This window comes from Rhizocola hellebori, from assembly GCF_016862955.1.
Taxonomy (GTDB): domain Bacteria; phylum Actinomycetota; class Actinomycetes; order Mycobacteriales; family Micromonosporaceae; genus Rhizocola; species Rhizocola hellebori.
The window spans coordinates 1-26,396 of sequence record NZ_BONY01000118.1 but is presented as its reverse complement, the minus strand read 5'-3'; the positions used below and the strand labels follow the sequence as shown (position 1 = coordinate 26,396).

Genomic DNA, 26,396 nt, shown 5'->3' with positions numbered 1-26,396 from the left:
CTTCTCGACCGCACGGATAAGGCCCAGGTTGCCCTCCTGGATGAGGTCCAGGAAGGCCATACCCCTTCCCGTGTACCGCTTGGCGAGCGACACGACCAGGCGAAGGTTGGCCTCCAGCAGGTGGTTCTTGGCCCGCTCGCCGTCGCGCGAAACCCAGAGCAGGTCTCGCTGCATGTCGCGGGTCAGCTCCAGGCCCTCTTCGTCGGCGGCACGCAGCCGCTCCGAAGCGTAGAGACCGGCTTCGATCCGCTTGGCGAGCTCGACCTCCTGCTCCGCGTTGAGCAGAGGCACCTTGCCGATCTGCTTGAGGTAGGCGCGAACCGAGTCGGCGGAAGCGGTCAGCTCGGCGTCCTTGCGGGCCTGCTTGAGCGCCTCGGATTCCTCGGCGTCCCACTCGAAGTCGTCGGACTGCTGCGCGTCGGCCTCGGCCGCCTGTACCAGCTCCGGGGCGTCCTCGACGACCACGTCCTCCAGCTCGGCCGCGAGGTCTTCGACCTCGAGCTCCGGCCCGTCGGGTCCGTCGGGATCGGTCTTCGGCGCCTTCTCGGCCTTGCCCGCTTCGGGCGCGTCGGTTTTGACCGCGGCCTTGGCAGCTTTGGCGGCCTTGGCCGGGGCCGCCTTCTTGGCCGGGGCTTTGGCCGCCTTCTTGGCCGGTGCCTTGACCGCCTTGCCGGCGCCCGCCTCGGTGGCGGTATCGCCGATGGTGTCGGCCGAGTCGGCTACGGCGCCCTCGATGGCGGTTTCGGCGGACGTGTCGTCGCCGGGGCCACCTGTCTTGGTCGCCGCCTTTACCGCCTTGGCGGGCTTGTTATGCGGTTCGAGCTCGGTGATGGTCGCATCGGTCTGCTTGGGCGAGGCCACATCCGCCTTCTGTTTGGGCGCCGCGGGCGCCTTGGATGTCTTGGCGGTGGTGGCCTTGGACGCTGGGGTCGCCGCGCGTGCGGCGGCCACCTTGCGGCGGTTGTGGGACGAGTCGTCCACCTCTACGGTCACGCCGGCCTCCAAAAGGGCGCGCAGCAATTTCTTCGTCTCTGCCGGGCTAACCGCGGCGGCCTCAACCGAACTCGCCAACTCAGCCGGGGTCAATCGGCCGCCGCTGAAGGAGGCTTGGGCGATCAGCATGTCGGTGAGCGAGCGTACGTCGACGCCGATCTGGCGGGCTTCAGTCACGGATGACCTTCCGGAGGCGAATCGGATTTGTGCGTTGGCACGTGGCAGGCGTGAATTGTAGCGCCGCATTCGACGATCATCTCGGCGCGCACGCCGGATCCGCTTTGAAAGGATGACAAGCGTGGGTGTGAACGAAAGCGAGCTGTTGGAAATCGCGATCGCGGTGGCGGCCGATGCGGCTGCGACAGCGTACCGAATGCGGGCAAAGGCAATCACTCAGATCGATACGAAGAGCACCATCACCGACGTGGTAACGGCGGCCGATCGCGCGGTCGAACAGCAGGTGGTGGCCGCTTTGCGGGCCGTCCGGCCGGGCGACGCCATCCTCGGTGAGGAGTTTGGGGACGACGGAGAGGTGGTGGCCGGGCAGGTGCGCTGGATCGTCGATCCGATCGACGGGACAGTGAACTATCTCTATGGATTGCCACAGTACGCCGTATCCATTGCGGCCGAGGTGGATTCGGAGGTGGTCGCCGGCGTGGTGCAGAACGCGGCGACGGGCACGGTCTGGACGGCCGCGTTGGGCCGCGGGGCGTGGCAGGGCCAGACCCGGCTGACCGGCTCGGCCGCCACCGGGCTGGAACGGGCTTTGGTGGCGACCGGGTTTGCCTATGCGGCGCAACGCCGGGCGCATCAGGGGCGGGTGGTCGCCGCGCTGCTGCCACACATTCGCGACATCCGCCGGATGGGAGCGGCCGCGCTCGATCTGTGCGCCGCCGCGCAGGGAAACGTTGACGCTTACTACGAAAAGGGCTTGGCGGCTTGGGATCTGGCCGCGGGCGGGCTCATCGCTCGCGAGTCGGGCCTGCTGGTGACCGGCCTGTCCGGCGCTGCGGCCGGCCCCGACCTGGTGCTGGCGGCGCCACCGGCCCTGCACGGGCCACTGCACGAACTCCTGGTGGAGCTGGATGCGGCCGGTGGCCCGTGAGGGTTCTCCGGTCTACTCCGGCTTTTCGCAGGTACCCGGCGGAAGCGTGGGATGACCCAACAGCGCGACCGCTTGGCGCATCTCGGTCGGCGTGGCCAGCGTCTTGTATTTGCCGCCGATGACCACGTCGATCACGTCGTCATCGCGCTTAAGATCGAACTGCATCCTCGCGTCGGTGAGGAAGTAGGCCCGTACCAAATGAGCGGCGCCGACCGTTTTCGGCCCATAGCGAATAATCGCCACTACGTCCGGATGGTAGGTATCCTGGCCGTTTACCTTCTCGCCTTCGACTTTGGCGACATTGAACTTCCGGTTACGGAAGTCGGCGGCAACGCTGGCGCCGAGGCCCTGGGTCTGAGTCGCGTTATAGACATTGATGTTTACAGCGGGCTCATCCGGCATCGTCAAGCTGACCGGAACGTGTCCGGGCTTGCACTGCTCAGCCGCAGCGCCGCTGTTCTGAGTGTCTTTGGACAGGGTGATGACCACCAGCACAACTGCCGCGACCGCCAAAGTCCCGACAACCGCTAGTGCCCGAATTCGCGTCATGTGCATGTGCGCAGCGCCCCTTATCCCCGACCCGTCGCGAGCAGGTTATCGCCTCGAGTACAGGGAGCGGAGTGCGACCCACGAATGGGGGCTGGCAAAATCTGCCGAGCATTGCGCCGAATCTCCGGCGCGCCGAACGTGATCGGCGGTTAGCTACCCCTACCTTTGTCTCGCCCGAGCTGTCGGCTCGGTCACATCGGGAACAAATTGCCACCCGTTGGCGTACAACTCCCACACGGACGCGCTAAAGTACCGCGCTCGTTGGGGTAAGACAGATATTGGGAGTGTGACAAAAATGGCTACCGACTACGACGCCCCACGCCGGGACGAGGTCGAGCTCGGCGAGGACAGCCTGGAGGAGCTTAAGGCCAGGCGTGTTGACTCGCAGTCGGGCAGCGTGGACGTGGACGAGACCGAGGTCGCCGAGAACTTCGAGCTGCCCGGCGGCGATCTTGCCGACGAGGAGTTGACCGTCAAGGTTTTGCCCATGCAGGCCGATGAGTTCCGCTGCTCACGCTGCTTCCTAGTGCACCACCGCAGCCAGCTCGCGGTCGAGCGCAACGGCGAGTTGATCTGCCGTGAGTGTGCATGATCATCAGCATCTTTGCGCCCGAGGCCGGGCATGCGGTGAGATGGGTGCATGACGGCCGACGAGTCTAAAGAGGACCGAAAGGACGATCTGGCGCTGGCGGTTGCGGGTCTCGCTGAGTCCGAGATGGACAAAGCGAGCCGTGCCCGCCTGCTGGCACGCCTGGTGGGTGGGCTGAAGCAGCGCGGGGTGGGCCAGCTTTTCCAGCCGCGGAAAGCGATGCAGTGGATCGCCGACGCGGTTTCCGATCTTGCCCCGCACGTTCCTGTTCGGACGATCGAGGTCCTGCGCGCCCACTATCCCGGGCTGGAGGGTGAGGCGCTCGCCGAGCGGCTCATCCGCAACGCGGCCCGCGCCACCGCGAGTGTGGGCGCGGCAGGCGGTGGCCTCGCCTCCGTGGAGTGGGCGGCGCCGCCGATGCTCCTGACGACGCCGGTGTTGCTGGCCACCGAGACAGTTGCGGTGGTGGCCATCGAGATGAAGCTCATCGGCGAGCTGCACGAGGTCTATGGCCACACCATTCCCGGTTCAGGCAGCCAGAAGGCGGTGAGCCTGATGCAGGGCTGGTCCTCGCGTCGCGGGGTGAACCCCATGCTGCCCGGCAGTGGGCTGGCAACGGTCCTGAGCACGGCCACCCGCAAGCAGATGCGAGACATGCTGCTCAAGCGGTTCGGGCGCAACCTCACCACGCTGGGCCCGCTGCTCACCGGGGCGGCGGTGGCCAGTTTCCTCAATCAGCGAGCCACCAAGCGACTCGGCGAGGAAGTGTCGCGCGACCTAAGGCTGCGTCACGGCAAGCCGGCGCTCCCGCCCGCTGAGTAGCGCCTGGGCCATCTCTTCCGGGTGACGTGTGCTGATCAGCCAGTAGGGCGTCGGGTCGGCCGGGTCGTCGAGCACGACCTGGACGGCGCCGGCGATCCAGGGCCGCTGGATCACGAAGGCCAGCGGGTCCGACGCCTGCCCCATCAGAAGACGCTTGTCCTCCGGGGTGAGCGCGATGGCGTCGGCGATCACCTCCAGCGGCAGATGGGCGTCGTCGACCTGGAGCTCCGCCTCGCCGACCGAGACCCGGATCCTGCCCAGCCACCACAGCGACACCAGTGACAGCGGGATGAGCAGCGCCAGCGGAAGCCAGCTGCGCACGCCCGGTGCGCCCAAGCCGACCTCGGCCGCGAGCACAGCGGCCACGGCCGCGGTGGGCAGCCACATCCACCACGGGACGTTCAGCCGTTCCGTGTAGCGGTCGGCGGCCGTTGTGCCTTTAGCGGCCACGTTGCCAGGGTGCGTCACGCACCTGAGGATAGGGTGCTGGCCCGCGACTTGATCTCAGAGCCCCCATCTCCCCGGAGGTAACCGTGACCGCCCATGAGGCAGACGCTGTCATCGTGCCCGTGCATCAGCTGGATCCAGACCTTCCGCTGCCCGCCTACGCCCACCCGGGCGACGCGGGTGCGGACCTTTACGCGGCCGAGGATGCGGTCATCGGGCCGGGGGAGCGCAAGCTGGTGCGTACAGGGGTGGCCATCGGGCTGCCGGACGGGTTTGTGGGCCTGGTGCACCCCCGCTCGGGGTTGGCGGTGAAAAAGGGCCTGACGGTGCTCAACGCGCCGGGCACGGTGGACGCCGGGTACCGTGGGGAGATCCTCGTGAACCTGGTGAATCATGACCGGTCCGCGCCCGCCAAGATCGTGCGCGGGGACCGGATAGCGCAACTTGTCGTGCAGCGTGTTGAGCGGGCACACTTCCACGGCGTCGAGCAATTGCCCGACTCCGTGAGGGGTACCGGCGGACACGGTTCGACCGGTAGCTGAAGGAGGACCAAGTGATCTTCTCGCGACGCTCGCGTGCGGGACGACACGCCAGAGCGGATGAGCCGCGTGCCACCGCCACGCTGTCGCCGGCGGAGAAGCGCCGGCAGCAGCGCGAAGCGATGCTGGCGGAGCTGAACCTCACCGACGAGTTCGGCGACGCGCCTTCGGCCGCGCCAGCTGTCTCCGTCAAGGCGCCCGAGCCGGTGCTGGACTCCGGCCCCTACGACTTCGCGGAAGCGCCCGACGGCGAGCGGGTCGACCTGGGCAGCCTCCTGATTCCGGGCATCGACGGCATCGAAATCCGGCTCCAGGCCGGTGAGGACGGGGCGATCCAGCAGATCGTGCTCGCGCACGGGTCCAACGCGCTGCAGCTGGGCGCCTTCGCCGCGCCGCGATCCGGCGGACTGTGGGACGAGGTCCGCGCCGAGATCCGCAAGTCGCTGTTTGACGATGGGGTCGGCGCTGAGGAGACCCCGGGGCGGTGGGGGATGGAGCTGCGGGCGCGGCTTCGTACCCAAAACGGCTTTGATGATTTGAGGTTCATCGGGATCGACGGCCCGCGGTGGATGGTGCGAGCCGTGTTCCAAGGCCCGGCGGCGGTGGATCCGGCGCTGGGCGGCCCGCTCAACGAGTGCCTGGCCGGCCTGGTGGTGCGCCGCGATGACCAGGCCCGCCCGACCCGGGAGGCACTTCCGCTGAACCTGCCGGCACAGGCCGAGGTGCAAGGCGGTCCGCAGCCCGAGGAACCCGCATTCGAGCAGGTGCCGAGGCGCAAGCCGTCGCCACGCCCGCGCCGGGATTAGGCTGGGGGTATGGCCGCCGACGAAGTCCGACCTCGCTCTGGACTGCGGAGCTTGTTACATCGGCTCACCGCAAGTGAGCAGGAGCTTGAGTCTGAGGATCTGCGGCGAGACAGCGAGCGGGCGGGGTGCGCGTGCGCCGATACCGTCAAGCGTGGGGAGCTGGTGACAGTCGCGGGTAGACTTCGCACGGTCGTCTATACACCGCGCACCAACCTGCCTACCCTTGAAGCCGATCTCTACGACGGCACCGATGTGATCACCCTGGTGTTCCTCGGCCGTCGTCAGATCTCCGGCATCGAGCCCGGCCGGGCGTTGTTCGCCAAGGGCCGGGTGGCGTTGCGGGATGGACGCAAGGTCATCTATAACCCGCACTACGAGCTGGAAGCCCACAGATGAAGCCTGATACAGAGGAACTTCCCCCGTTCGCCGAGCAGATGGCGCAGCAGCTCGGTGGCTGGCGTGGCCTGGTGGAGTCCGGTGTTCCGGTAGCCGTGTTCGTGCTGGTGAACGTGGTGCTGGGCGAGATCTACTCCGATCCGGCTGACTCGCGATTCGTCCTGCAGTGGGCGATCGGGGCCGCGGTCGCGGTGGCTCTGACGATCGCGGTGCTGCGGTTTGCCCGCAAGCAAAGCATCAGGTTCGCGGTGAACGGCCTGTTCGGCATCGCGCTGGGCGCCTATCTGGCGTGGAATTCCGGCGAGCAGCGTGACTTCTATCTGCCCGGCATCTTCATCACCCTTGGCTATGTCGTGCTGCTGCTCGGCTCGACCCTCGTCGGCCACCCGCTCGTCGGCTGGATCTGGACGGTGGTGGCCAATGAGGGCAAGGGCGACTGGCGCGCCGAGGAGAAGCTCAAGCGCACCTTCACCTGGCTGACCGCGCTGTGGGCGGCCGTGTTCTTCGTGAAGTTCCTCATCCAGGGCTCGCTGTATCTCGCGCATTACGAGACCGCGCTGGGAGTTTCCCGGATAGCGCTGAGCTATCCGCCTTTCGCGCTGCTGCTGGCGATCACGATCTGGGCCGTGCGGCGGGTGCGCCGCCAGGAGGAACAGCAGCTGGCTACCTAGGCCGCTTGGACCGGGTCTTCTCCACGCTGTCAGCACCCAGCACCACCGAGCGCACCTGTTCCTCGACGTCCGCGGTACAGACGAAGATCAGCTCATCGCCGGCCTCCACCGGGTCATCCGGGGTGGGGGCCAGCACGCGCCTGCCGCGCACGATGGCCACCAGCGCGCTGTCGGGCGGAAGCGGAATCTCCCTCACCGGCTGACCCACGTGCGGCGCGTCGTGGGGCAGCGTGATCTCGACCAGGTTCGCCTCGCCCTGGCGGAAGGTCATCAGACGGACCAGGTCGCCCACGGTCACCGCTTCCTCGACCAGTGCCGCCATCAGACGCGGCTTGCTGACCGAGACATCCACGCCCCACTGCTCGGTGAAAAGCCATTCGTTCTCGGCCCGGTTGACCCGGGCCACCACGCGCGGCACCGCGAACTCGGTCTTGGCCAGCAGCGAGACGACGAGGTTCACCTTGTCGTCGCCGGTCGCGGCGACGACGACGTCGCAGGCGGCCAGGTCGACCTCGTGCAGGCTGGCCAGCTCGCAGGCGTCGGCAAGGACCCACTCGGCCTGCGGCACCCGCTCGTGGCGAAGCATCTTCGGCTGCCGCTCCAGCAGCATGACCTGGTGACCGTTCTCGATGAGCTCCTGGGCGATGGATCGGCCCACGTTTCCAGCTCCGGCAATGGCGACGCGCATCTGACTTTCCTTTCCGCGAGCCGTTAGGAGGAGACCGGAGCCGTGGCGGCCACGGTGGCGACGGGCTTGGCGATCTCGTCGGTGACGAGCATGAAGAGCTGGTCACCGTCTTGGATCACGGTGGAAGCGGTGGGCAGCACGCCGATGCCGAAACGCATGACGTAGGCGGCGCGCGTGCCGCACGCAGTTTCCAATTCGGACAATGAATGGCCGACCCAGCCCGGGTCGAACGGCACCTCGACGATGGCCACCATGCTGGTGGGATCGCGCCACAGCTCTGCGGCGCCCTCGGGAACCAGATGGCGCACAATGCGGTCGGCTGTCCAGCGGACGGTGGCGACGGTCGGAATGCCAAGGCGCTCATACACTTCCGCGCGCCGCTGGTCATAGATGCGGGCCACTACCCTTTGCACGCCAAAGGTTTCCCGCGCCAGCCGGGCTGAGATGATGTTTGAGTTGTCGCCGCTGGAGACCGCGGCGAACGCGTCAGCGCTTTCGATTCCGGCTTGAATCAGCACATCGCGATCGAAGCCGACCCCGGTCACGGTCACCCCACTGAACTCGGCGGAAAGCCGGCGGAACGCGTCAGCGTCCTGGTCAATGACCGAAACCCGATGCCCTTTCGCCTCGAGCCGGTGCGCCAGGGTGGAGCCGACCCGGCCACAACCCATAATCACGACGTGCACGTCTTTGGCCCTCCCAGCCCCCCACTCAGTGTCGGGCTCATCATAGGCTCCCAGGTGTGGCCAACCCGACCTCCCTGCTGAAGCGACTGCTTCTCGGCCGTCCGTTTCGCTCCGACCGGCTGCATCACACGCTTTTGCCCAAGCGCATCGCGTTGCCGATCTTCGCTTCCGACGCGCTATCCAGCGTTGCCTATGCGCCTGGCGAGATTCTGCTGACGCTGTCGATCGCGGGGGCGGCGGCTTTTGCTTACTCGCCGTGGGTGGTCGCGGCGGTGGTCGTGGTCATGGCCACCGTGGTGGCCAGCTATCGCCAGAACGTGCACGCCTATCCGTCGGGCGGCGGCGACTACGAGGTGGCAACCGTCAACCTGGGTTCCAAGGCCGGGCTCGGGGTCGCCAGCGCGCTTCTGGTCGACTATGTGCTCACGGTGGCGGTGTCGGTCAGCGCGGGTGTGGAGAACCTGGGGTCGGCGGTCAGCTTCATCGGTGAGCACAAAATGTTTTTCGCGGTCGGCCTGGTGGCCTTGCTGACCGCGCTGAACCTGCGCGGGGTCAAGGAGTCCGGCGGGCTTTTCGCGGTGCCCACCTATCTGTTCATGCTGGCGATGGTCTCGCTGATCCTGTGGGGCATGTTCCGCATCTTCGTGCTGGGCGACGATCTGCGCGCGCCAAGCGCGGGGCTGCAGATCGTCGGCGAGCACGGGCTCAGCGTGGGCGCCACCTTCGCCTTCGCCTTCCTGCTGGTGCGGGCGTTCTCCTCCGGCTGCGCCGCGCTTACCGGTGTGGAGGCGATTTCCAATGGGGTACCAGCCTTCAAGCCCCCCAAGAGCAAGAACGCGGCCACCACCCTCCTGCTTCTGGGCGCCATCTCCATTGCGCTGATGGTGTGCATCGTCACGCTCAGCCTCAAGACCGGCATGCAATATGTGGAGAACCCCGCCGAGCAGATCGTGGGCGCCGGGCCGGACTATGTGCAGCCGACCGTGACCGCCCAGCTGGCAGAGGTGATCTTCAATCACTTCAAGCCCGGCTTCTATCTCGTGATCTTCATGACCGCGCTCATCCTCGTGCTCGCCGCGAACACGGCCTTCAACGGTTTCCCGGTGCTCGGCTCGATCCTCGCCCAGGACAGATATCTGCCGCGTCAGCTGCACACCCGCGGCGATCGGCTGGCCTTCTCCAACGGCATCATCTTCCTGGCGCTGGCCGCGATCGTGTTGATAGTCGCCTTTCGGGCCGAGACCACGCGGCTCATCCAGCTTTATATCGTCGGCGTTTTCGTCTCCTTCACGCTTTCTCAGATTGGCATGCTGCGCCACTGGAACAGGCTGCTGCGCACCGAACGCGACCCGGCCCGCCGCAACCGCATGGTCAGAGCGCGTGCCATCAACGGTTTCGGCGCAGTATTGACCGGGTTCGTGCTCGTCCTGGTGCTGGCGACCAAATTCACCCATGGCGCCTGGATCTCCATCGCGGCAATGGCGGTCATCTATGCAATCATGGTGTCGATCCGCAAGCACTACGACCACGTGGCGCGTGAGCTGACGCCGACCGAGGAGCGGCCGGTGCTGCCGGCCCGCAACCACGCCGTCGTCCTCGTCAGCAAGGTGCACATGCCGACCCTGCGGGCGGTGGCCTACGCACGGGCGACCCGGCCCGACACGCTGACCGCGCTGACCGTCAACGTCGACACCGCCGATGCCCGCGCGCTGCAGGCCGAGTGGGATCGGCGGGAGATGAACGTGCCGCTGACCATCGTCGACTCCCCGTACCGGGAGATCTCGCGCCCTATCATCGACTATGTGAAGTCGTTGCGGAACAAGTCGCCCCGCGACGTGGTGACGGTCTTCATCCCCGAGTACGTCGTGGGCCACTGGTGGGAGAACCTGCTGCACAACCAGTCCGCCCTGCGCATCAAGGGCCGGCTGCTGTTCGAGCCGGGGGTCATGGTGACCAGCGTCCCGTGGCAGCTGGACTCCAGCGCGGGCAAGAACCTCGAAAGGCTCGATCGCGACCTGACCCGGACGCCGTCGCGCGGGCCGCGCGCCGGGGAAGAGGAGTGATGGATTTCGTTGTCGGAGACCGGGTCCGGGTCGAGGTGGGCAAGCCCGCCCACGGCGGGCACTGTGTCGCCCGCCACGAAGGGATAGTCCTTTTCGTGCGCCATGCCCTGCCGGGCGAGGCGGTGGTGGCCGAGATCACCGAGCTGCACAAGGGCTATCTGCGCGCCGACGCGATCGAGATCCTGACCGCGTCGCCGGATCGGGTCGCCGCGCCGTGCCCCTATTCCGGCCCGAATCTGTGCGGCGGCTGCGATCTTCAGCACGCCTCCGCACCGGCGCAGCGCGCCTGGAAGACGGCGGTGGTCCGGGAGCAGCTGGCCCGGCTCGGGGGCCTGCCCGATGTCGAGGTGACGGTGGAGGCGCTGCCCGATGACGGCTTCGGCTGGCGCACGCGGGTCAGGTACCACATAGATGCCTTGAATCGACCGGGGCTGCTCAAGCACCGCTCAAACGAGGTGGTGCCGATCGACCGCTGCCTCATCGCTCATCCAGGCATCCAGGAGCTGGACGTGCTCCAGCGTCGGTGGCCCGACGCAGACGTGGTGGATGTGGTGGCCCCGGCCGAAGGTAAGGCGCAAATCGTTGCGGGACAACGGATTTCCGAGTTCGCTGTGGGCCGCCGATTTGACCTCGCGGCTACCGCGTTCTGGCAGGTGCACCCGGCCGCCGCCGACACGCTCGCCGAATGCGTGCTCCAGTTCCTGGCGCCCAAGAGCGGCGAGACCGCCCTTGATCTTTATGGCGGCGCCGGGCTGTTCGCCGCCGCGCTGGCGGCCCAGGGCTGTCAGGTGACCATGGTCGAGGCCGCGGGGGAGGGGGTGAAGGCCGCGCGCCGCAGTCTGGGCGATGCCGTGCAGGTCGTCGAGTCCAGCGTCGAACGGGCCAAACTGCCAAGCGCCGACCTCGTCGTGCTCGACCCACCGCGGACAGGTGCCGGAGCACGGGTGGTGCGAAAGATCTCCGCGCTCGCCCCGAGAGCAATCGCCTATGTTGCCTGTGACCCGGCCGCGCTGGCCCGCGATCTGAAGACCTTCGGCGAGGAGGGCTGGGAGCTGACGAACATTCGCGCTTTCGACTGCTTCCCGCAGACCCACCACGTGGAATGCGTGGCACTTTTGGTGAAGATCGTGTGAGAGACGCGAGCGTTGCTTGAACCTCCCGATAGACTTTGCGGCTATGAGCCACCGCCCACCAACGCTGCTGAGCACTATTCGAGGACCAGAGGATCTCAAGGAGCTGCCATCTGACCAGATGACTGTGCTCGCCGCCGAGATCCGGGACTTTCTGATCTCGAAGGTGGCGAGAACCGGCGGTCACATCGGCCCCAACCTGGGCGTAGTCGAGCTGACACTGGCGATGCATCGCATCTTCGATTCCCCCAGCGACCGTTTCCTGTTCGATACCGGGCACCAGGCCTACGTTCACAAGATCGTGACCGGTCGCCAGGAAGGCTTCGACCAGCTCAAGCAGCGTGGTGGTCTCACCGGCTATCCGAACCAGGCCGAGAGTGAGCACGATCTCGTCGAGAACTGCCACGCCTCGACCGCGCTGTCCTACGCCGACGGCATGGCCAAGGCCTACGCGCTGCGGGGTGAGTCGCGTCACGTCGTCGCGGTGGTCGGCGATGGGGCTCTCACCGGCGGGATGTGCTGGGAGGCGCTCAACAACATCGCCGCTTCCCGCAACCGGCTGGTCATCATCGTCAACGACAACGGCCGCTCCTACGCCCCGACCATCGGCGGGCTCGCCGATCACCTCGCCGCGCTGCGGCTGAACCCGGGCTACGAGAAGGTGCTCGACCTGATCAAAGAGGCGCTGGAGAAGACGCCGCTGGTGGGCAAGCCGCTCTTCGAAGCGCTGCACGCGGTGAAGAAGGGCATCAAGGACGCGGTCGCCCCGCAGGCGCTCTTCGAGGATCTCGGCATCAAATATGTGGGCCCGGTCGACGGTCACGACCTGGCCGCGATGGAGTCGGCCCTGCAGCGCGCCAAGCGCTACGGCGGGCCGGTCATCGTGCACGCGGTGACCCACAAGGGCTACGGCTACGCGCCCGCCGAGCAGGACGAGGCCGACCGGCTGCACGCGCCGGGGGCCTTCGACCCGCAGACCGGCAAGCAGCTGGCCGCCCCGAGTCTAAAGTGGACGAAGGTCTTCGCCGACGAGCTGGTGGCCATCGCCGGGGAGCGGCCCGATGTGGTCGGCATCACCGCGGCCATGCCCGAGTCGACCGGCATCGACAAGCTCGCCGCCGCTTACCCCGACCGCGCCTACGACGTGGGCATCGCCGAGCAGCACGCCACGACCTCCGCGGCCGGGCTGGCCCTGGCCGGCCTGCACCCGGTGGTCGCCATCTACGCGACCTTCCTCAACCGCGCCTTCGACCAGGTGCTCATGGATGTGGCCCTGCACAAGCTTCCGGTGACGTTCGTCCTCGACCGCGCCGGCATCACCGGTCCGGACGGGCCGAGCCATTACGGCATTTGGGACATGTCCATCCTCGGGGTGGTACCGGGTCTGCGCGTCGCCGCGCCGCGTGACGCCGAGACCTTACGCGCCTGTTTGCGGGAAGCCGTCGGCATCGACGACGGCCCGACCGTGGTGCGCTTTCCCACCGGCTCGGTTCCGGCCGCGCTTCCCGCGCTGCGCCGGGTCGGCGGAGTCGATGTGCTGGCCGAGACGCAGCAAAAGGACGTCCTGTTCGTCTCCGTGGGGGCGTTCTCCCACGTCGCGGTACAGGTGGCCGCCGAGCTGGCGAGGCGTGGCTACGGGGTGACCGTGGTCGATCCGCGCTGGGTGCGGCCGGTGCCGATCGAGCTGGTGGGCCTGGCCAGCGAACACAAGCTGGTGGTGACCATCGAGGACGGCGTCCGCAGCGGCGGCATCGGCGATGCGGTGGCGAAGCTGTTGCGCGACAACGAACTCGACGTTCCCCTGCGCGACCTCGGGGTGCCGGTGCAGTGGATCGACCATGGCACCCGGGCGGAGATCCTGGCTGAGCTGGGGCTGACCGCGCCGGAGATCACCGAACAGGTCACCAAGTGGGTCTCTAGCCTGACCACCCCCGCGGCTTCGGAGCTGTCGAGCGTCACCCGCAGTTGAGTTGGCTGGGCTGCGGCGGGGGCCGGAGCCTGTGACAATGGCGGCGTGCCGGACATCTTCATTGAGCTGGATCGCGACCTCGATCTCCTGGAGGAGCCGCCGCCGCGTCCTTCCCGCTTCGGGAAGCGCTGGCGCCCTTGGGCGGCCGCTGGTGCGGTGTTGGTGCTTCTGTCCACATTGGGCAGTGCCGGGTCCCGGCCCGTTGCCAGCATCCAGCTGGTGGCGCAGTTCGAGGTACACGATGCGACAAGACTTGAGGTCATAGGTGACTCGCTGCTTGTCGCGGAGCCTGACCGGCTCACGTCCTATGTGATGGGCAGCGGCCAGCGCCGCTGGCAGGTGCAGACCGGTCTGTCCGACGTCTTCCTGGCCAGAGACGATGACATGGTCATCCTGAACGGCACGCTCGGTCCGGCCAAGATGAACCTGCCACCGCCGCAGGCGTCGATGGCGGTGGATATCGCCACGGGCGAGGTGCGGTGGAGGATCACCGGCTACATAGATGTTCTTGAGGACGCTTTGATCGCCTACCAGTACAGCGGTCCAAGCGAGGTGCCGGATCAGCTGAACGAATCAGGCATTACCGTCTACAGCCGTGATGGCCGGCGGGCGCTCTGGTCCACGCCACAGAGCAGGGTCGGGCCAGCGGTGAACGTGGAGCGGTCCATCGTCACCACCCTCGACCGGGAAACCGGTGAGCTGACCGACCACAAGCTGCACACCGGCGAGGTGATCAACAGGTACACCTTCCCGGAGCTGATCGGCGCCAACGGATTCTTCTACGACCGGGGCCGGGCCGTGTTCTTCTTCGACGACGGCCGGCAATTGAGCTTCGATGGCATCACCCTGCACCCGAACCCCGACTCCATGCACGACCTCCGGCAGGACCCCATCGACTGCGGACAGGTCTGGTGCAACTACAAGGCGGACGGCCCCGGCTACTTCATGATCGACAAGGCCTCCGGGAAGAAGGTCTACGAAGCCAGCGACTGGGACATCATCGTGCGCACCGAGATCGGTCTGCTGGGAATCCGCTACCCGCAAGGCGATGGCCCGATGCGGGCGCTGGGCATGTTCGAGCCGCGAACCGGCAAAGAGCTGGAGGTGAAGGGCTGGTCGTTGCTCGATCTCGCGTTCAACGATCCCCTGCCCGTCATCAGCAAAGGCCCGATCTACCTCTGGTCGTACCAGAACACGCTCGACTACTTCGGCATCCTGAAAGCCGACGGGGTGCGCACCCTGGGCGTCCTGGCGCACACCGACGAGCTGCGCCAGTGCACCGTCGCGGCACCCAACGTGGCGTGCCTGGTGGGCTCGAACTTGGTGCGCATCTGGCGACTGACGTAGCCTGCCAGCCATGCGAGTGCTGGTAGTGGAAGACGAGCGGCATCTCGCCGACGCGATCGCGCGCGGGTTGCGCCGGCATGGCCTCGCCGTCGATGTCGCCTATGACGGCAGCACGGGACACGAGATGGCCTTCGTGACCCGGTACGACGTGGTCGTGCTCGACCGTGACCTGCCCGGGATGCACGGTGATCAGCTCTGCGCCGAGCTGGTCAGCTCGGGCGCGCTGACCCGGGTGCTGATGCTGACCGCGAGCGGCAGCGTGGCCGACCGGGTGGAGGGCCTGCGCCTGGGGGCCGACGACTATCTGCCCAAACCCTTTGCTTTCGATGAACTTGTGGCGCGGGTGCATGCTTTAGGGCGGCGGGCCACTCCGGTGACACCGCCGGTGCTCCGGGTCGCCGATCTGGAGCTCGACCCGGCCAAGCGCACGGTGTCCCGTGGAGGTGTCCTCATCGAACTGACCAACAAGGAATTCGGGGTGCTCGAGGAGCTGTTGCGGGCCCGGGGCGCCGTGGTCTCCACCGAGGAGCTGCTCGACCGGGTCTGGGACGCCAACACCGACCCGTTCACCACCATCGTCCGGGTCACCATGCGCACGCTGCGGATGAAGATCGGGCAACCGGTGCTCATCGAAACCCTGGTCGGCGCCGGATATCGGATCGTCGAGCCGTGAAGGTGAAGCGGCGCAGGTTTCGTCCCACGCTCCGGCTGCGGGTGACGTTGCTCAACGCGCTGCTGCTGGCCGGCGCGGGTTCGCTGCTGGTCCTGCTGGGCTGGCTGCTGGTGACCGATGCCATGCGGCGCAGCGATCGGCTGGGCGACGGCACCCAGGTGCGCCTGGAAGAGGGCGGCTGGGTGGACTTCCACCAATGGCAGGAAAGGGCGGTCGCCAGCGCGGAGACCGAGCTGGTGACCAAGGGTGTGCTGGCCGTCGCCGCGATCACCGTGGTCGGCATGGCCGGAGCCTATGCGGTGGTCGGGCGGGCTTTGCGCCCTTTGCATCAGGTGACCGCGACCGCGCAGCGGCTCGGCGGAGAGACCCTTGATCAGCGGATTCACTATACGGGTACCGATGACGAGGTGGCCGAGCTGGCAGACACCTTCGACGCGATGCTCGACCGCCTTGGCGCGACCTTCACCGCTCAGCAACGATTCGTGGCCAACGCCTCCCACGAGTTGCGCACCCCGCTGGCGGTGATGCGCACCGAGGTGGACGTGACCCTGTCCGATCCCGATGTGGACGCGGCGGAGCTCAGGCGGATGGCCGAGGTGGTGCGCGACGCCTCGGAGCGCGCCAACGCGCTCGTGGACTCGTTGCTGATGCTGGCCCGAAGCCAAGCCAGGACAGGGCTGCGCGCGGAGCCGCTCGACCTCGCGACCGGGGTGCAGGGCGCACTGTCCGCAATGGACAATGAGATCCGCAGAACCAACCTCAACGTCACCACCCAGCTCGCCGGCGCCCCGGTGATCGGTGATCCCAGCCTGCTGGATCGGCTGGCGGGCAACCTCATCGAAAACGCTGTGCGCTACAACCATCTCGGTGGCCGGATCTGGGTGCGCAGCGGCCGCCAGGGCGACTACGCCCACCTGATCGTCGGCAACACCGGATTCGAAGTGGCCCAAGCCGATGTGGCCGGGATGTTCGAGCCCTTCCGCCGCGGCGGCCAGGAACGCACCGGCGCGCGCGGCTCTGGTCTGGGGCTGTCCATCGTGCATGCGGTGTGCCAGGCGCACGGCGGCTCGGTGGGCGCGGTCGCGCTGACCGGGGGCGGCCTTGAGGTCACGGTCGCGCTGCCTGTGCGCTCGCCGTAGGTAGCGTCAGGCCGAGACGCGCTCGGCAGCCGATCGCTCGACACAGAACTCGTTGCCCTCGGGATCGGCCAGGGTGACCCAGCCCTTCCCATCGGAGGTGCGGTGATCGCCGACCACCGTCGCGCCGATGCCGAGCAGCCGCTCGACCTCCTCATCGCGGGTGCGGTCGACGGGCATCAGATCAAGGTGCAGCCGATTCTTAGCCGCTTTGCCCTCGGGGACCGCGATGAACAGGATGTTCGGGCCAATACCGTCGGGTGCGAGCAGAATTGCCTCGGGATCGCCCGGATTGTCATCGTCGTGCATCGGCCGGCCGGTGACCTGGCTCCAGAAACTGGCCAGCTTATAGGTGTCGGCGCAGTCCACAGTGATGTGGTTGATTTGTGAAGTCATAGGCCTGAGAGCCTATGGCGGGGGCAAGGGTAGTGCCACCACATTTCCAGCGGCGGCTCCGGGGAGAACAGCCCCATCGCTGGCCCGACAGCTGATCTCCTACCGATGAGGACGTCGCTCCCTATAGTGGTCGCGTGCGAATGATCTCCCAGCGTGTCGACGGGCGGGTCGATCTCTACGACTTCGATCGTGGCGAATCTCCCATCCGGTCCATCGAGCTCACAGCTGAGGTCGAATCGGTGTCGGCGCATCCAGACGATCTCGGTATCGCCTACGCGGATCGGTGCGAAGTCGTCCGCCTGAACCAGGATGCCGCAGTGGTCTGGCGAGTCGCGATCCATGCCGAGCCCGGCAGCAAATATGGCGGTCACGTGTCCTGCGGCTTCTCGCACGACGGTAGCCAACTGTGGGTGTTCAGCCCGGACGCGATGCTGAATCGCGGTGACGATCGGATTCTGGTCATCGATGACGCAACCGGATCGGTGGTGGCGTCACCGCAACCGTCTCGAACGCGTCGCCTTCGATGCCACGGCGCTTCAGCATCCCGCTGAAGATCGTGCTGGAGCGAATTAGGTTGACCTCGGCCGGGCGCATTAGGAGCGTATACGCAGGAGACGAGAGCATTCAGCCGTTGGCGGTCATCGAGGCACCCATTGTTGGGTCCTTGCGGTTGAGCAGGAAAGTGGTCGCGGGCAGCCGCCCCGACGGTCCGCGTTCCCCGCGCGCGGTGGTCGGGTCGCCGCTGCGCAGATCCGTCGTGGACCAGCGGGCATCTCCCCAGGAGTTGCCCGAGTCGTCCACCCCCTCGCCCAGCTGCGCGTCGCGGCCATTGGCCAGGGCGAGGTTGCGGCGCATCAGCGACTGGGAGTAGACGAAGGCGAAACCTGTCGCCCCATTGCGATAGGCGGTGTTGTTGGAGAGGGTGATCCGGCCCCGGTTGCCGCTCTCCGTGAAACCGTAACCGGCGTTGTCCCACGAGGCGTTGTCGGACACGAGATGGTTGACCGCCGGAGCCGGCTCGCCGCCGCCCAGCTTGATGCCGTTGCCCGGCCCGTTGAAATCGCTTATCTGCCAACGATTGTGGCCGTTGCCGTAGGACCAGTTGGCGGTGACTGTCACGGCGTCGGCGAAGTTGCTCAGGTCCAGCCCGTCGCCGGAGTTCTCGGCGAAACGGTTGCCACTCACCAGGTTTCCGGCACCGGCGCCGTTCTTCACGGACAGGCCGTCGGCGCTGCCACCGCGGTCGGTGGTGTCGTGGTTGCGGGTGAAGTCGCTGTCGAGGACCTGGTTGCCGACGGTGCCGGGGTCACGCAGCATCAGAGCGGTGTTGCCGTTGTCGTGCAACCACAGCCGCCGCAGAATGTTGTACCGGCATGCCCGGCAGACGTAACCGTGCGCGGGGGCGTTGCGCAGCTCGATGCCCTGCACCGTCCAGTAGGACGCGGAGTGGTCGATCATCGGGCTGGTGGCTGGGATCGCCGAGGCGTCGATGACGGGCCGTTCGCCGATCAGATTGCTCAAGGTGATGCGCTGCTGTTGGGTTCCGCTGGTGGTGATCCGCACCGGCGAGCTGGGCCGGTGGGTGCCGGCCCGCAGCGCGATGACCTGCCCGGGGCGGACTACGGAGACCGCCTTGGTGAGGGTGGCGAGCGGCTGGGCCTGGGTGCCCGGGTTGATGTCGTCGCCGTCGGTCGCGACATAGATGTCGGCGGCGGATACGCCTTCGGCGGCAACGGTTATCAGGCGTGGGGCCGGGGCCGCGGGCGCGGACGCCGACTGGGCGGGCCTCGGGCCGACCGTGGGCGGCGCGACGGTGGCGGTCGGCGCGTTCGGTGGCGGCGCGACGATGGTTTCGGGGGGCTCGGGGACGGTTTGGACCGCGAGCACCATGACGGCGGCCGTACCGGCGAGCCCCAGCGTCTTGAGGTTGAAGTAGCCCAGCACGCGCCGCATTCCGTCGCCGACGGCAGCCATCACCTTCGCGGCGGTGACGGTCGGGATCTGCCAGGTGAGGTAGGCCGGGACTGGAAGCAGCCAGGCCGTGCCGAGTGCCAGCTCCGGTGGGGTGCCGCGCTGCCCGGCCAGCAGGCACTGGGCGCAGCCGCGCACATGGCGGCCCAGACGTTTGAGCCAGCGCGGTTCCGCGAACTGGTTCCACCGTTGGGCGGTCTCGGTCAGGCCTTCGCAGCGCGGCTGCGCTTGCAGGGCACGCAGCACGGTCAGGGCCAGGTCGAGCTGGGCGCGCATGCGCTGCACCCGGACGGCGGTGTGTGCCGGGGTCAGCGCCAGCGCGGCGGCGACCTCGGCCCGCGACAGCCCGCCGGCGACCTCCTGCGACCACAGCGCCAGCACCTGCCGGTCGGGCTGGCTGAGGAAGCCGGCGGCGCGGGCGATGGTGCGCATCTCCCGGGCGAGGTCGAGCCGCTCCTCGATCGGGGCGGCGAAGTCGGAGTAGGGGTCGGGCAGCGCGGTGGTGGCGTCGTCGGTGAGGTCGATGGGCTGCGGGGCGCGGGTCAGGTGCCGGGAGCGTTCCTGCAACTGGCGTACAGCGATGGCGATCAGCCAGGCTCGGAAGCCGTGGGGGTCGCGCAGCGCCCGCACGTGCCGAACGGCGCGCAGCATGGTCTCCTGCACCACGTCATCGACGTCGGGGGCAGCGCCAATGGTCCGCCGGACCACCGAGTAGACCAGCGGAAGATGGTCGCGCAGCAGCGATTCCAGCGCCTGACGATCACCGCCACGGGCGGCCGCCACGAGCGCCGGGTCCGCCGCTGGGTGCATGTCGGCATGCTGGCATCGAATTTGTTCGTTGTAAAGTCCAACTAAGTCTGCGCGGTTTTGTTATCCCGCCCGGAGTCCGCCCGTCTTCATATCGTGGGAACGATAAAGCGTCTTATCTGGATGATCACGCTCTGCCTGGCCGTGCCCGCGGCGGTGGTGTGGGTGTCGGCGTGGCCGTCGGCCGCCGCGGTGGCTCCCGTGAGTGGGGGTGTTTACACGCTGGCTTCTGGGGCGAGTGGCAAGTGTCTTGATGTGGTGGGGGCGGGGACAGGTAATGGTGCCCTGTTGCAGCAGATCGCGTGTAACGCGGCGGCGGCCGATCAGCAGTTCCGGGTGGTGTCGCAGAACGGGGCTTTCGGCCTGGTCAATGTCAACAGTGGTCGTTGTGTTGACGTGCCCAATGCCAGTAGTGCTGCTGGGATTCAGTTGTGGCAGTGGACGTGTGGGGCCAGCTCGAATCAAACGTGGTCGTTCACGGCATCGACCGCGGCCTCGGGTAAGTACCTGATCCGCAGCGCGTCGAGCGGACTGTGCGCGAGCGACAAGGACGGCTCGACCGCGGGTGGCAATCCGATCGTGCAGGAGGCATGTTCCGACATCTCCCGCATCCAGTGGGCTTTCAACCCGGTAACCGTCCCCACCCCGACCGGACGGACCTGGTCGAACACGGCCGACGGGTTCGCGCAGGGCACCACGGGCGGGGCGGGTGGTACGACAGTCACCGTCTCCACCTACGCAGACCTGCAGACCTACGCCACCGCGAGCGCGCCTTACGTGATCCGGGTAAACGGCACCATCACCTACCCGACCTTCGGATCCGAGCTGCGCGTGGCCTCCAACAAAACGATTATCGGCGTGGGTGCCACCGGCCGGATCAGGAACGGCGGCTTCTTCCTCGGGACCGGCGTGCACAACGTCATCATCCGCAACCTCACCATCGGCGACACCGCGGTGGCCTCGGATGACCCCGATGACAAGGACTTCGACTACGACGGCATCCAGATGGACACCGCCGACCACGTGTGGATCGACCACAACACCTTTACCAACATCAACGACGGGTACATCGACTCGCGCATCGACACCAGCTTTGTCACGGTCTCGTGGAACCAAATGGGTAACCACAACAAGACCTTCGGCATCGGCTGGACGGCGAACGTGACCGCCCGTATGACCATCCACCACAACTGGCTGCACCACAACAACCAGCGCAACCCCAGCGCCGACAACCTCGCCTACGTGCACCTCTACAACAACTACCTGCAGAACATCACCAGCTACGGCAACTACTCGCGGGGCGCCAGCAAGATGGTGATCGAGAACAGCTACTTCGACCACGTCAACAATCCGTTCTATCCTGACACCACCGCGCAGCTCAGGCAGACCGGCTCCATCCTGGTCAGCTGCACCGGACGGCAGGAGACGCTCGGATCCGCTTTCACACCAAGCAGTTTCTACTCGTACACGCTCGACCCGGCCTCGGCCGTGCCGAACCTGGTCCGCACCTTCTCCGGACCGCAGGCCAACATCGGCGTCTAGCGATTGCGGTGGTGGTGCCTCAGGCTCGCGGCTGGGGCACCATCGCCTGACCGGAGGGCGATGCTGCCGAGGGCATCTCGGCTCGGCGGCTGCCGGTCAGGAAAGCGAGCGCATGGGCCAGCCGCGCGGTCACCACGCCGGGTTCACCTTGCCGGGCTGGGTGGCCGGCGCGGTCTGCGCATGCAGCTCGGCCAGGGCGACCCGGCCGCTCTCGGCACCGTGTGGGGTGAGCCGGTAGTAGCGGCGGGCGGGTCTGCCCTGCGCCACCGGGTCGATGTCCTCCCACTCGGCGGTGACCCAGCCGGCTTCCTGAAGTCGTTGCAGGATCGGGTAAAGCGTGCCGCTGGGCAGGCCGGTGGTTTTCATCAGGTCCAGCCCGTAGCGATCTTCGGCGACGTCGGCCAGAAACGCGGACAGGACCTTGGCCACGGGGACGGTGATGCGCATGGCTTTACTGTATCGAGTTTCTACATAGGGTCAAGGATCATCGTCTTCGCCCAGCGGAGCATGCCCGACTCCGGGGCGGTGTCGCAGTACGCGCGGAACTGGTCGCGGCAGTCAGCCTCGCGGATGCCGCCAGAGACCGAGGGCATGCGGTAGAACGGCATGTCGTCGTTGGCCGGGCGCCAGCTCGCGGCTATCCCCGCGGCGCCGTCGCCGGGCGAGGCCAGCCCGTAGTAGATCTCGGTCACGCCCAGCGACATGGCGGCGCCGAGGCACATCACACACGGCTCGAGGGTTATCCCCAGGCGAAGCGGAGCCGTGCGCTTCCGCCAGCCCAGGCTGCTGTCCGCCTCGATCATCGCCAGCAGATCCGCGTGCACGAGCCGCCGGCCCTGGGTGACCTCCTGGGTGTGCGCCCGGCCAACGACCTCATCGCCCATCACCACCACCGCGCCCACCGGCAGCTCGCCTGCCCGCAGCCCTTCCGCGGAAACCGCAAGTGCCTGGCCCACAAGCTCTTCCGGCGTCATCGGCCCGCCCTCACCACGACGTAGCCCTTGGGATCGCGCCGCACCTGCCCATCGGCGAACAACGCTGTGGCGCGCTGGACGATCGTGTTGACAACGGCTTCGCGCCGCGGGTCATCGGGCTCGACACCGAAGCCGCTCAGACATGAGACGGCGTAGGCGATGACGGGCTCCGCCGAGGGAAACACGAACGCGTTGTCATGGCGCTCGATGTCGGCGTGGCCGAAGACGCTCTCGACCATGGCGGGCAGGTTCTGCGAGTCCACCGGAACCTGAAACACGCCGGGGTCGAACCCGTGCGCCGCAACCGATTCGGCCACCAGACCGAACAGCATCGGGGTGGCCCCGGCGATGTTGACGATGGCCGCGAACGTGCCGCCCGAACGCAGTACCCGATAAGCCTCCTGAATCGCAAGAACGGGATCGGGCACGTGGTAGAGCATGTGCCGCTCGGTCACCACATCGAAGCTGCCGTCGGGGAAGGGCAGCGCCTGGGCGTCGGCCAGGTGAACCGACACGGCTGCCACATCGGCCAGGGCGGCGATCGCGGCGGGGGAGGTGTCGACCGCGGCCAGCCGGCCCAGATGGCCAGCGTTGGCCAGGCGGCGCAGGAACGAACCGGTGCCGCAGCCGACATCGAGCAAATCCTGATGCGGCAAGGGTTTAACCGCGGCCTCGACGTCGTCGGCACGCTCGCTGTAGCGCTCGTGGGTGTCGATCCTTGTCTGCAGCGGGTCCAGGCTCAGATATTGGGTCAGCACCCCAGCAACTGTAAAGGAAACGGCCGCCGGACGGGGGGTCCGACGGCCGCAACCGGGGGGATGGGCTAGTTCAGATAGCCGTGCTGCTTCAGGTACGGCGTGATCCCGCCCAGGTGGAAGGGCCAGCCGCCACCGACGATCATGCACAGGTCGACGTCGGCGCGCTCGGCGACCACGCCTTCGTCGAGCATGATGGTGATCTCCTCAGCGAGCGCCTTGAGCGCGTTGTCGCGCACCTGCTCCTCGGTCAGCGGGGAATCGCCCACCTTGAGCTGCTGCAGAAGCTCCGGGTTGATTTCGGAGTCGACCAGGATCGGCAGGCCCGACTTGGCGATGATCTCCATGTTCGGGCTGAGCGGGAACCTGTCCGGATAGGCGTCGTGCATGATTTTGCCGACGTGCGCGCCCACGCCTGGGCCTACCAGCGACAGGAACTCGGACGGCCGCATCGGCATGCCGAGCGGGTCGAGCGCGCGGTCGGCCACCTCGAACGGGGTGCCACTGTCCACAGCGGACCAGATCTGGCCCAGGAAGCGGGCGAAGACGCGGTTGGCGACGAAGGCCGGCGCGTCCTTGACCAGCACGCAGCTCTTGCCGAGCTTCTTGCCGACCGAGAATGCCGTGGCGAGAGCAACGTCGCTGGTGCGCTCGCCCCGGACGATTTCGAGCAGCGGCATGATCGCCACCGGGTTGAAGAAGTGAAGGCCGACAACCCTTTCCGGGTGCTTGAGGTCGGCCGCCATCGCGGTGATCGACAGCGAGGAGGTGTTGGTCGCGAGGATCGCCTCGGACGACACGATCTTCTCGACCTCGGCCCACACCTTCTTCTTGACCGAAAGCTCTTCAAACACGGCCTCGACGACCAGCTCGGCGTCGGCGAAGCCGGCCTTGTCGACCGATCCGGAGATGAGGCCGCGCATCTTGGCGGCCTTGCCCGGCAGCAGCCGCTTCTTGGCGACCTGCTTGTCGATTTCGTCGAGCACGTACTTGACGCCCTTGTCGACACGTTCCTGGTCCAGGTCGGTCAGCACGACCGGTACCTCAAGGCGGCGCAGGAAAAGCAGCCCGATCTGGGCGGCCATCAGGCCCGCGCCGACGATGCCCACCTTGGTGACGTCGGCGGCCAGGGCCGGAGATGGTGCACCGACCGGCTTTTTGGCCCGCCGCTGTACCAGATCGAAGGCGTAGAGCCCGTTCTGCAGCTCCGGCGTCATCGCGAGATCGGCTAGCGCCTGCACCTCTTCGTCGAAGTGCAGACCGTCCTTGGCGAGAGCCAGCAACTCCAGCGCGCGGTTGGCCGACGGCACCGCGCCGTGCAGGCGCTTGTCGAGTTCGGCCTTGGCGAAGCTGAGGATGGCGTCCCACATCTCCGACTTGTCAACCTCTTCGCGTTGCACCGAGGTCTGTCCACTCACGACAGAGGCGGCCCAGGCGAGCGACTGCTCAAGGAAATCGGCCGGGTCGAGCAACTTGTCGGCGATGCCCATCTCGAAGGCCTGCTTCGGCTTGAGCATCTTGTTCTGCATCAACGGGTTCTGCACGATCACCTGGACCGCGGGCAGGATGCCCACCAGGTTGGGCAGCAGCTGCGAGCCGCCCCAGCCCGGAATCAGCCCCAGACCCACTTCCGGCAGGGCCAGCGCGGCCGCACCGCTGGAAAGCGTGCGGTAGTGGCAGTGCAGCGCCACCTCGAGACCGCCGCCCATGGCCGCCCCATTGATAAAAGCAAAAGTCGGGATTTGACTGGTACGAAGCTTCGCGAACACCTGATGCCCCAGCTGCCCGATCTCGACCACCTGGTCGCGGCCGGTCAGAGTGGAAAAGCTGGTCAGGTCGGCCCCGACACAGAAGATGTAGGGCTTGCCGGTGACCGCGATGAACGCCGGGTCGGCCGCGTGTGCCTCGTCGACGGCCTTGGACAATGACGCCAACCCAAGTGGGCCAAAGGTATTGGGCTTGGTGTGGTCGAGCCCGTTGTCGAGCGTGATGAGCGCGGCCGGCTTGGCGAGCCCAGGAACCTTTACCAAGCGCAGCTTGGCGTTGGTCACGACTTCACTCATGCCGCATCTCCTGTCCAGTTCGGGTTCTCCCAGATCACGGAACCACCCATGCCGATGCCGATGCACATCGCGGTCAGGCCGTAGCGGACCTCGGGGTGCTCGGCGAAGTGGCGGGCCAGCTGGGTCATCAAGCGCACCCCGGAGCTGGCCAGCGGGTGCCCGACGGCGATCGCGCCGCCCCACGGGTTGACCCGCGGGTCGTCGTCGGCGATGCCGAAGTGGTCGAGGAACGCGAGCACCTGTACCGCGAAGGCCTCGTTGAGCTCGAAAAGCCCGATGTCCGCAATGGACAGCCCGGCCATCCGCAGCGCCTTCTCCGTCGACGGGATCGGGCCGATGCCCATCACCTCAGGCTCGACCCCGGCGAAGCCGTAGGAAACCAGCCGCATCGCGATCGGCAGGCCCAGCTCGATCGCGACGTCTTCGGCCGCGATCAGGCAGCCGGTCGCGCCGTCGTTGAGGCCGGCCGCGTTACCCGCGGTCACCTTGCCGTGCGGGCGGAACGGGGTCTTGAGGGTGGCGAGCTTGTCCATGCTCGTCTCGCGGGGCGCTTCGTCGGTCGTGGCCAGGCTCCAGCCGGTCTCGGCGTCGCGCAGCGCCACCGTCACCAGATCGGGCTCGATCTTCCCGGCGGCCTGGGCGGCGGCGAACTTCTGCTGCGAGGCCAGGCCGAACGCGTCCGCGCGCTCCTTGGTGATCGCGGGGAGCCGGTCGTGCACGTTCTCCGCGGTCGAACCCATGACGAGCGCGGAGGGGTCCACCAGCTTTTCGGCCAGGAACCGCGGGTTCGGGTCGACGCCTTCGCCCATCGGGTGGCGGCCCATGTGCTCCACCCCGCCGGCGATGGCCACGTCGTAGGCGCCCACCGCGATGCCCGAGGCCACCGTGGTGACCGCGGTCATCGCCCCGGCGCACATCCGGTCGATCGCGTAGCCCGGGACGGTGTTCGGCAGACCGGCCAGCAGCGCGGCGGTGCGGCCGATGGTCAGGCCTTGATCGCCGATCTGGGTGGTGGCGGCGATGGCCACCTCGTCGATGCGGCTGGGCGGCAGCTGGGGATTGCGGCGCAGCAGCTCGCGAATGCAGCGCACGACCATGTCGTCGGCGCGCGTGTCCTTATATAGGCCGCCGTTGGCTTTGCCGAACGGCGTGCGTACGCCGTCGACAAAGACGACCTCGCGGACGGGACGTGGGTTAGGCATGCCCCGATGCTACTAGTGAGTAACTAGCCGCGCGAGCCTTCCGCTGTGGTCCATGTCACGCGGCGCGGCGCTGCCGC

Annotated in this window: 27 protein-coding genes; 15 read left to right on the top strand and 12 right to left on the bottom strand. The window is 67.3% G+C overall.

All coding sequences use genetic code 11. The features are described from left to right. Positions 1-1,122: sigma-70 factor domain-containing protein (locus Rhe02_RS50695; RefSeq protein WP_373320796.1), on the bottom strand; the 1,122-nt coding region annotated here is incomplete at its 3' end. A gap of 160 nt (positions 1,123-1,282) precedes the next feature. Between Rhe02_RS50695 and Rhe02_RS45575 the strand changes: the two genes are divergently transcribed. Then, complete coding sequence (locus tag Rhe02_RS45575; RefSeq protein WP_203914804.1) at positions 1,283-2,098, top strand: inositol monophosphatase family protein; 816 nt, start codon at positions 1,283-1,285, stop codon at positions 2,096-2,098. Positions 2,099-2,110: 12 nt separating this feature from the next. Here the strand turns inward: Rhe02_RS45575 and Rhe02_RS45570 are convergent, their stop codons facing one another. Continuing rightward, the gene (locus tag Rhe02_RS45570) at positions 2,111-2,653 is read right to left on the bottom strand and encodes a LytR C-terminal domain-containing protein (RefSeq protein WP_203914803.1); all 543 of its coding nucleotides are present in this window, start codon (positions 2,651-2,653) and stop codon (positions 2,111-2,113) included. A gap of 289 nt (positions 2,654-2,942) precedes the next feature. Here Rhe02_RS45570 and Rhe02_RS45565 point away from each other — a divergent pair, with 289 nt between their 5' ends. Together Rhe02_RS45565 and Rhe02_RS45560 are read left to right on the top strand one after the other, a co-directional pair. Continuing rightward, the gene (locus Rhe02_RS45565) at positions 2,943-3,239 is read left to right on the top strand and encodes a DUF4193 domain-containing protein (RefSeq protein WP_203914808.1); all 297 of its coding nucleotides are present in this window, start codon (positions 2,943-2,945) and stop codon (positions 3,237-3,239) included. A 48-nt stretch (positions 3,240-3,287) separates the two neighbouring features. Next, entirely contained in the window at positions 3,288-4,058 is a 771-nt protein-coding gene (locus tag Rhe02_RS45560) for a hypothetical protein (protein WP_203914802.1), read from the top strand. Here Rhe02_RS45560 and Rhe02_RS45555 read toward each other — a convergent pair. After that, complete coding sequence (locus tag Rhe02_RS45555) at positions 4,014-4,445, bottom strand: DUF3093 domain-containing protein (RefSeq protein WP_239124483.1); 432 nt, start codon at positions 4,443-4,445, stop codon at positions 4,014-4,016. The two genes, Rhe02_RS45560 and Rhe02_RS45555, sit on opposite strands and share 45 nt — an antisense overlap. 146 nt (positions 4,446-4,591) lie before the next feature. Between Rhe02_RS45555 and dut the strand changes: the two genes are divergently transcribed. The 4 genes from dut to Rhe02_RS45535 are packed head-to-tail and all read left to right on the top strand — an operon-like array spanning position 4,592 to position 6,917. Next, positions 4,592-5,047 (top strand): dUTP diphosphatase, encoded by a 456-nt coding sequence (gene dut, locus Rhe02_RS45550; protein ID WP_203914800.1) that lies wholly within the window; start codon positions 4,592-4,594, stop codon positions 5,045-5,047. Between the two features lie 11 nt (positions 5,048-5,058). Continuing rightward, positions 5,059-5,850, top strand: a complete 792-nt coding sequence (locus Rhe02_RS45545; RefSeq protein ID WP_239124481.1) for a DUF3710 domain-containing protein — start codon at positions 5,059-5,061, stop codon at positions 5,848-5,850. A 9-nt stretch (positions 5,851-5,859) separates the two neighbouring features. Continuing rightward, positions 5,860-6,246, top strand: coding sequence for an OB-fold nucleic acid binding domain-containing protein (locus Rhe02_RS45540; RefSeq protein WP_203914799.1), 387 nt, complete (start codon positions 5,860-5,862; stop codon positions 6,244-6,246). Beyond that, a complete protein-coding gene (locus Rhe02_RS45535) occupies positions 6,243-6,917 on the top strand; it encodes a DUF3159 domain-containing protein (protein WP_203914798.1) in 675 nt (224 codons plus the stop codon). The genes Rhe02_RS45540 and Rhe02_RS45535 overlap by 4 nt, the downstream gene beginning before the upstream one ends. On the opposite strand, the gene Rhe02_RS45530 is transcribed toward Rhe02_RS45535, so the two are convergent. Beyond that, on the bottom strand, positions 6,910-7,605 hold the full coding sequence (locus Rhe02_RS45530) for a potassium channel family protein (protein WP_203914797.1): 696 nt from the start codon (positions 7,603-7,605) through the stop codon (positions 6,910-6,912). The two genes, Rhe02_RS45535 and Rhe02_RS45530, sit on opposite strands and share 8 nt — an antisense overlap. 23 nt (positions 7,606-7,628) lie before the next feature. After that, positions 7,629-8,291, bottom strand: coding sequence for a potassium channel family protein (locus tag Rhe02_RS45525; RefSeq protein WP_203914796.1), 663 nt, complete (start codon positions 8,289-8,291; stop codon positions 7,629-7,631). A 56-nt stretch (positions 8,292-8,347) separates the two neighbouring features. Between Rhe02_RS45525 and Rhe02_RS45520 the strand changes: the two genes are divergently transcribed. From Rhe02_RS45520 to Rhe02_RS45495, 6 genes are read left to right on the top strand one after another with little or no spacing between them, the layout of a single operon-like run. Continuing rightward, entirely contained in the window at positions 8,348-10,354 is a 2,007-nt protein-coding gene (locus Rhe02_RS45520; RefSeq protein WP_203914795.1) for an APC family permease, read from the top strand. Continuing rightward, positions 10,354-11,487: a class I SAM-dependent RNA methyltransferase gene (locus tag Rhe02_RS45515; protein ID WP_203914794.1), complete on the top strand. Its 1,134-nt coding sequence runs from the start codon at positions 10,354-10,356 to the stop codon at positions 11,485-11,487. Before Rhe02_RS45520 ends, Rhe02_RS45515 begins: the two co-directional genes overlap by 1 nt. 43 nt (positions 11,488-11,530) lie before the next feature. Next, the gene (gene dxs / locus Rhe02_RS45510) at positions 11,531-13,453 is read left to right on the top strand and encodes a 1-deoxy-D-xylulose-5-phosphate synthase (protein WP_203914793.1); all 1,923 of its coding nucleotides are present in this window, start codon (positions 11,531-11,533) and stop codon (positions 13,451-13,453) included. A 45-nt stretch (positions 13,454-13,498) separates the two neighbouring features. Further along, positions 13,499-14,800: a hypothetical protein gene (locus Rhe02_RS45505; RefSeq protein ID WP_203914792.1), complete on the top strand. Its 1,302-nt coding sequence runs from the start codon at positions 13,499-13,501 to the stop codon at positions 14,798-14,800. A 10-nt stretch (positions 14,801-14,810) separates the two neighbouring features. Beyond that, entirely contained in the window at positions 14,811-15,473 is a 663-nt protein-coding gene (locus tag Rhe02_RS45500) for a response regulator transcription factor (RefSeq protein WP_203914791.1), read from the top strand. Positions 15,474-15,475: 2 nt separating this feature from the next. After that, the gene (locus Rhe02_RS45495; protein ID WP_239124482.1) at positions 15,476-16,612 is read left to right on the top strand and encodes a HAMP domain-containing sensor histidine kinase; all 1,137 of its coding nucleotides are present in this window, start codon (positions 15,476-15,478) and stop codon (positions 16,610-16,612) included. A gap of 6 nt (positions 16,613-16,618) precedes the next feature. Here the strand turns inward: Rhe02_RS45495 and Rhe02_RS45490 are convergent, their stop codons facing one another. Then, positions 16,619-17,005, bottom strand: coding sequence for a VOC family protein (locus tag Rhe02_RS45490; protein ID WP_203914790.1), 387 nt, complete (start codon positions 17,003-17,005; stop codon positions 16,619-16,621). Between the two features lie 134 nt (positions 17,006-17,139). Between Rhe02_RS45490 and Rhe02_RS45485 the strand changes: the two genes are divergently transcribed. Further along, positions 17,140-17,556, top strand: a complete 417-nt coding sequence (locus Rhe02_RS45485; RefSeq protein WP_203914789.1) for a hypothetical protein — start codon at positions 17,140-17,142, stop codon at positions 17,554-17,556. A 73-nt stretch (positions 17,557-17,629) separates the two neighbouring features. Here Rhe02_RS45485 and Rhe02_RS45480 read toward each other — a convergent pair whose 3' ends face one another. Next, positions 17,630-19,786, bottom strand: coding sequence for a sigma-70 family RNA polymerase sigma factor (locus tag Rhe02_RS45480; RefSeq protein ID WP_203914788.1), 2,157 nt, complete (start codon positions 19,784-19,786; stop codon positions 17,630-17,632). Positions 19,787-19,879: 93 nt separating this feature from the next. Here Rhe02_RS45480 and Rhe02_RS45475 point away from each other — a divergent pair, with 93 nt between their 5' ends. After that, positions 19,880-21,325, top strand: coding sequence for an RICIN domain-containing protein (locus Rhe02_RS45475; RefSeq protein ID WP_239124480.1), 1,446 nt, complete (start codon positions 19,880-19,882; stop codon positions 21,323-21,325). A 129-nt stretch (positions 21,326-21,454) separates the two neighbouring features. Here Rhe02_RS45475 and Rhe02_RS45470 read toward each other — a convergent pair whose 3' ends face one another. The 5 genes from Rhe02_RS45470 to Rhe02_RS45450 form a co-directional block, all read right to left on the bottom strand. Next, positions 21,455-21,772 (bottom strand): PadR family transcriptional regulator, encoded by a 318-nt coding sequence (locus Rhe02_RS45470; protein ID WP_203914787.1) that lies wholly within the window; start codon positions 21,770-21,772, stop codon positions 21,455-21,457. 20 nt (positions 21,773-21,792) lie between these two features. Next, positions 21,793-22,299 (bottom strand): nucleoside deaminase, encoded by a 507-nt coding sequence (locus Rhe02_RS45465; RefSeq protein ID WP_203914786.1) that lies wholly within the window; start codon positions 22,297-22,299, stop codon positions 21,793-21,795. Next, entirely contained in the window at positions 22,296-23,057 is a 762-nt protein-coding gene (locus tag Rhe02_RS45460; RefSeq protein WP_203914785.1) for a class I SAM-dependent methyltransferase, read from the bottom strand. The genes Rhe02_RS45465 and Rhe02_RS45460 overlap by 4 nt, the downstream gene beginning before the upstream one ends. Positions 23,058-23,122: 65 nt before the next feature. Next, a complete protein-coding gene (locus Rhe02_RS45455; protein ID WP_203914784.1) occupies positions 23,123-25,117 on the bottom strand; it encodes a 3-hydroxyacyl-CoA dehydrogenase NAD-binding domain-containing protein in 1,995 nt (664 codons plus the stop codon). Continuing rightward, positions 25,114-26,319: a thiolase family protein gene (locus Rhe02_RS45450; RefSeq protein ID WP_203914783.1), complete on the bottom strand. Its 1,206-nt coding sequence runs from the start codon at positions 26,317-26,319 to the stop codon at positions 25,114-25,116. The genes Rhe02_RS45455 and Rhe02_RS45450 overlap by 4 nt, the downstream gene beginning before the upstream one ends. Between the last annotated feature and the right edge of the window lie 77 nt (positions 26,320-26,396).

Coding starts and splice junctions, on each gene's coding strand:
- Rhe02_RS45480 (WP_203914788.1), bottom strand. CDS start 19,786: ATGCACCCAGCGGCGGACCCGGCGCTCGTGGCGGCCGCCCGTGGCGGT.
- Rhe02_RS45515 (WP_203914794.1), top strand. CDS start 10,354: ATGGATTTCGTTGTCGGAGACCGGGTCCGGGTCGAGGTGGGCAAGCCC.
- Rhe02_RS45540 (WP_203914799.1), top strand. CDS start 5,860: ATGGCCGCCGACGAAGTCCGACCTCGCTCTGGACTGCGGAGCTTGTTA.
- dxs (WP_203914793.1), top strand. CDS start 11,531: ATGAGCCACCGCCCACCAACGCTGCTGAGCACTATTCGAGGACCAGAG.
- Rhe02_RS45450 (WP_203914783.1), bottom strand. CDS start 26,319: ATGCCTAACCCACGTCCCGTCCGCGAGGTCGTCTTTGTCGACGGCGTA.
- Rhe02_RS45565 (WP_203914808.1), top strand. CDS start 2,943: ATGGCTACCGACTACGACGCCCCACGCCGGGACGAGGTCGAGCTCGGC.
- Rhe02_RS45560 (WP_203914802.1), top strand. CDS start 3,288: ATGACGGCCGACGAGTCTAAAGAGGACCGAAAGGACGATCTGGCGCTG.
- Rhe02_RS45530 (WP_203914797.1), bottom strand. CDS start 7,605: ATGCGCGTCGCCATTGCCGGAGCTGGAAACGTGGGCCGATCCATCGCC.
- Rhe02_RS45500 (WP_203914791.1), top strand. CDS start 14,811: ATGCGAGTGCTGGTAGTGGAAGACGAGCGGCATCTCGCCGACGCGATC.
- Rhe02_RS45455 (WP_203914784.1), bottom strand. CDS start 25,117: ATGAGTGAAGTCGTGACCAACGCCAAGCTGCGCTTGGTAAAGGTTCCT.
- Rhe02_RS45470 (WP_203914787.1), bottom strand. CDS start 21,772: ATGCGCATCACCGTCCCCGTGGCCAAGGTCCTGTCCGCGTTTCTGGCC.
- Rhe02_RS45570 (WP_203914803.1), bottom strand. CDS start 2,653: ATGCACATGACGCGAATTCGGGCACTAGCGGTTGTCGGGACTTTGGCG.
- Rhe02_RS45535 (WP_203914798.1), top strand. CDS start 6,243: ATGAAGCCTGATACAGAGGAACTTCCCCCGTTCGCCGAGCAGATGGCG.
- Rhe02_RS45465 (WP_203914786.1), bottom strand. CDS start 22,299: ATGACGCCGGAAGAGCTTGTGGGCCAGGCACTTGCGGTTTCCGCGGAA.
- Rhe02_RS45575 (WP_203914804.1), top strand. CDS start 1,283: ATGACAAGCGTGGGTGTGAACGAAAGCGAGCTGTTGGAAATCGCGATC.
- Rhe02_RS45555 (WP_239124483.1), bottom strand. CDS start 4,445: ATGTGGCTGCCCACCGCGGCCGTGGCCGCTGTGCTCGCGGCCGAGGTC.
- Rhe02_RS45490 (WP_203914790.1), bottom strand. CDS start 17,005: ATGACTTCACAAATCAACCACATCACTGTGGACTGCGCCGACACCTAT.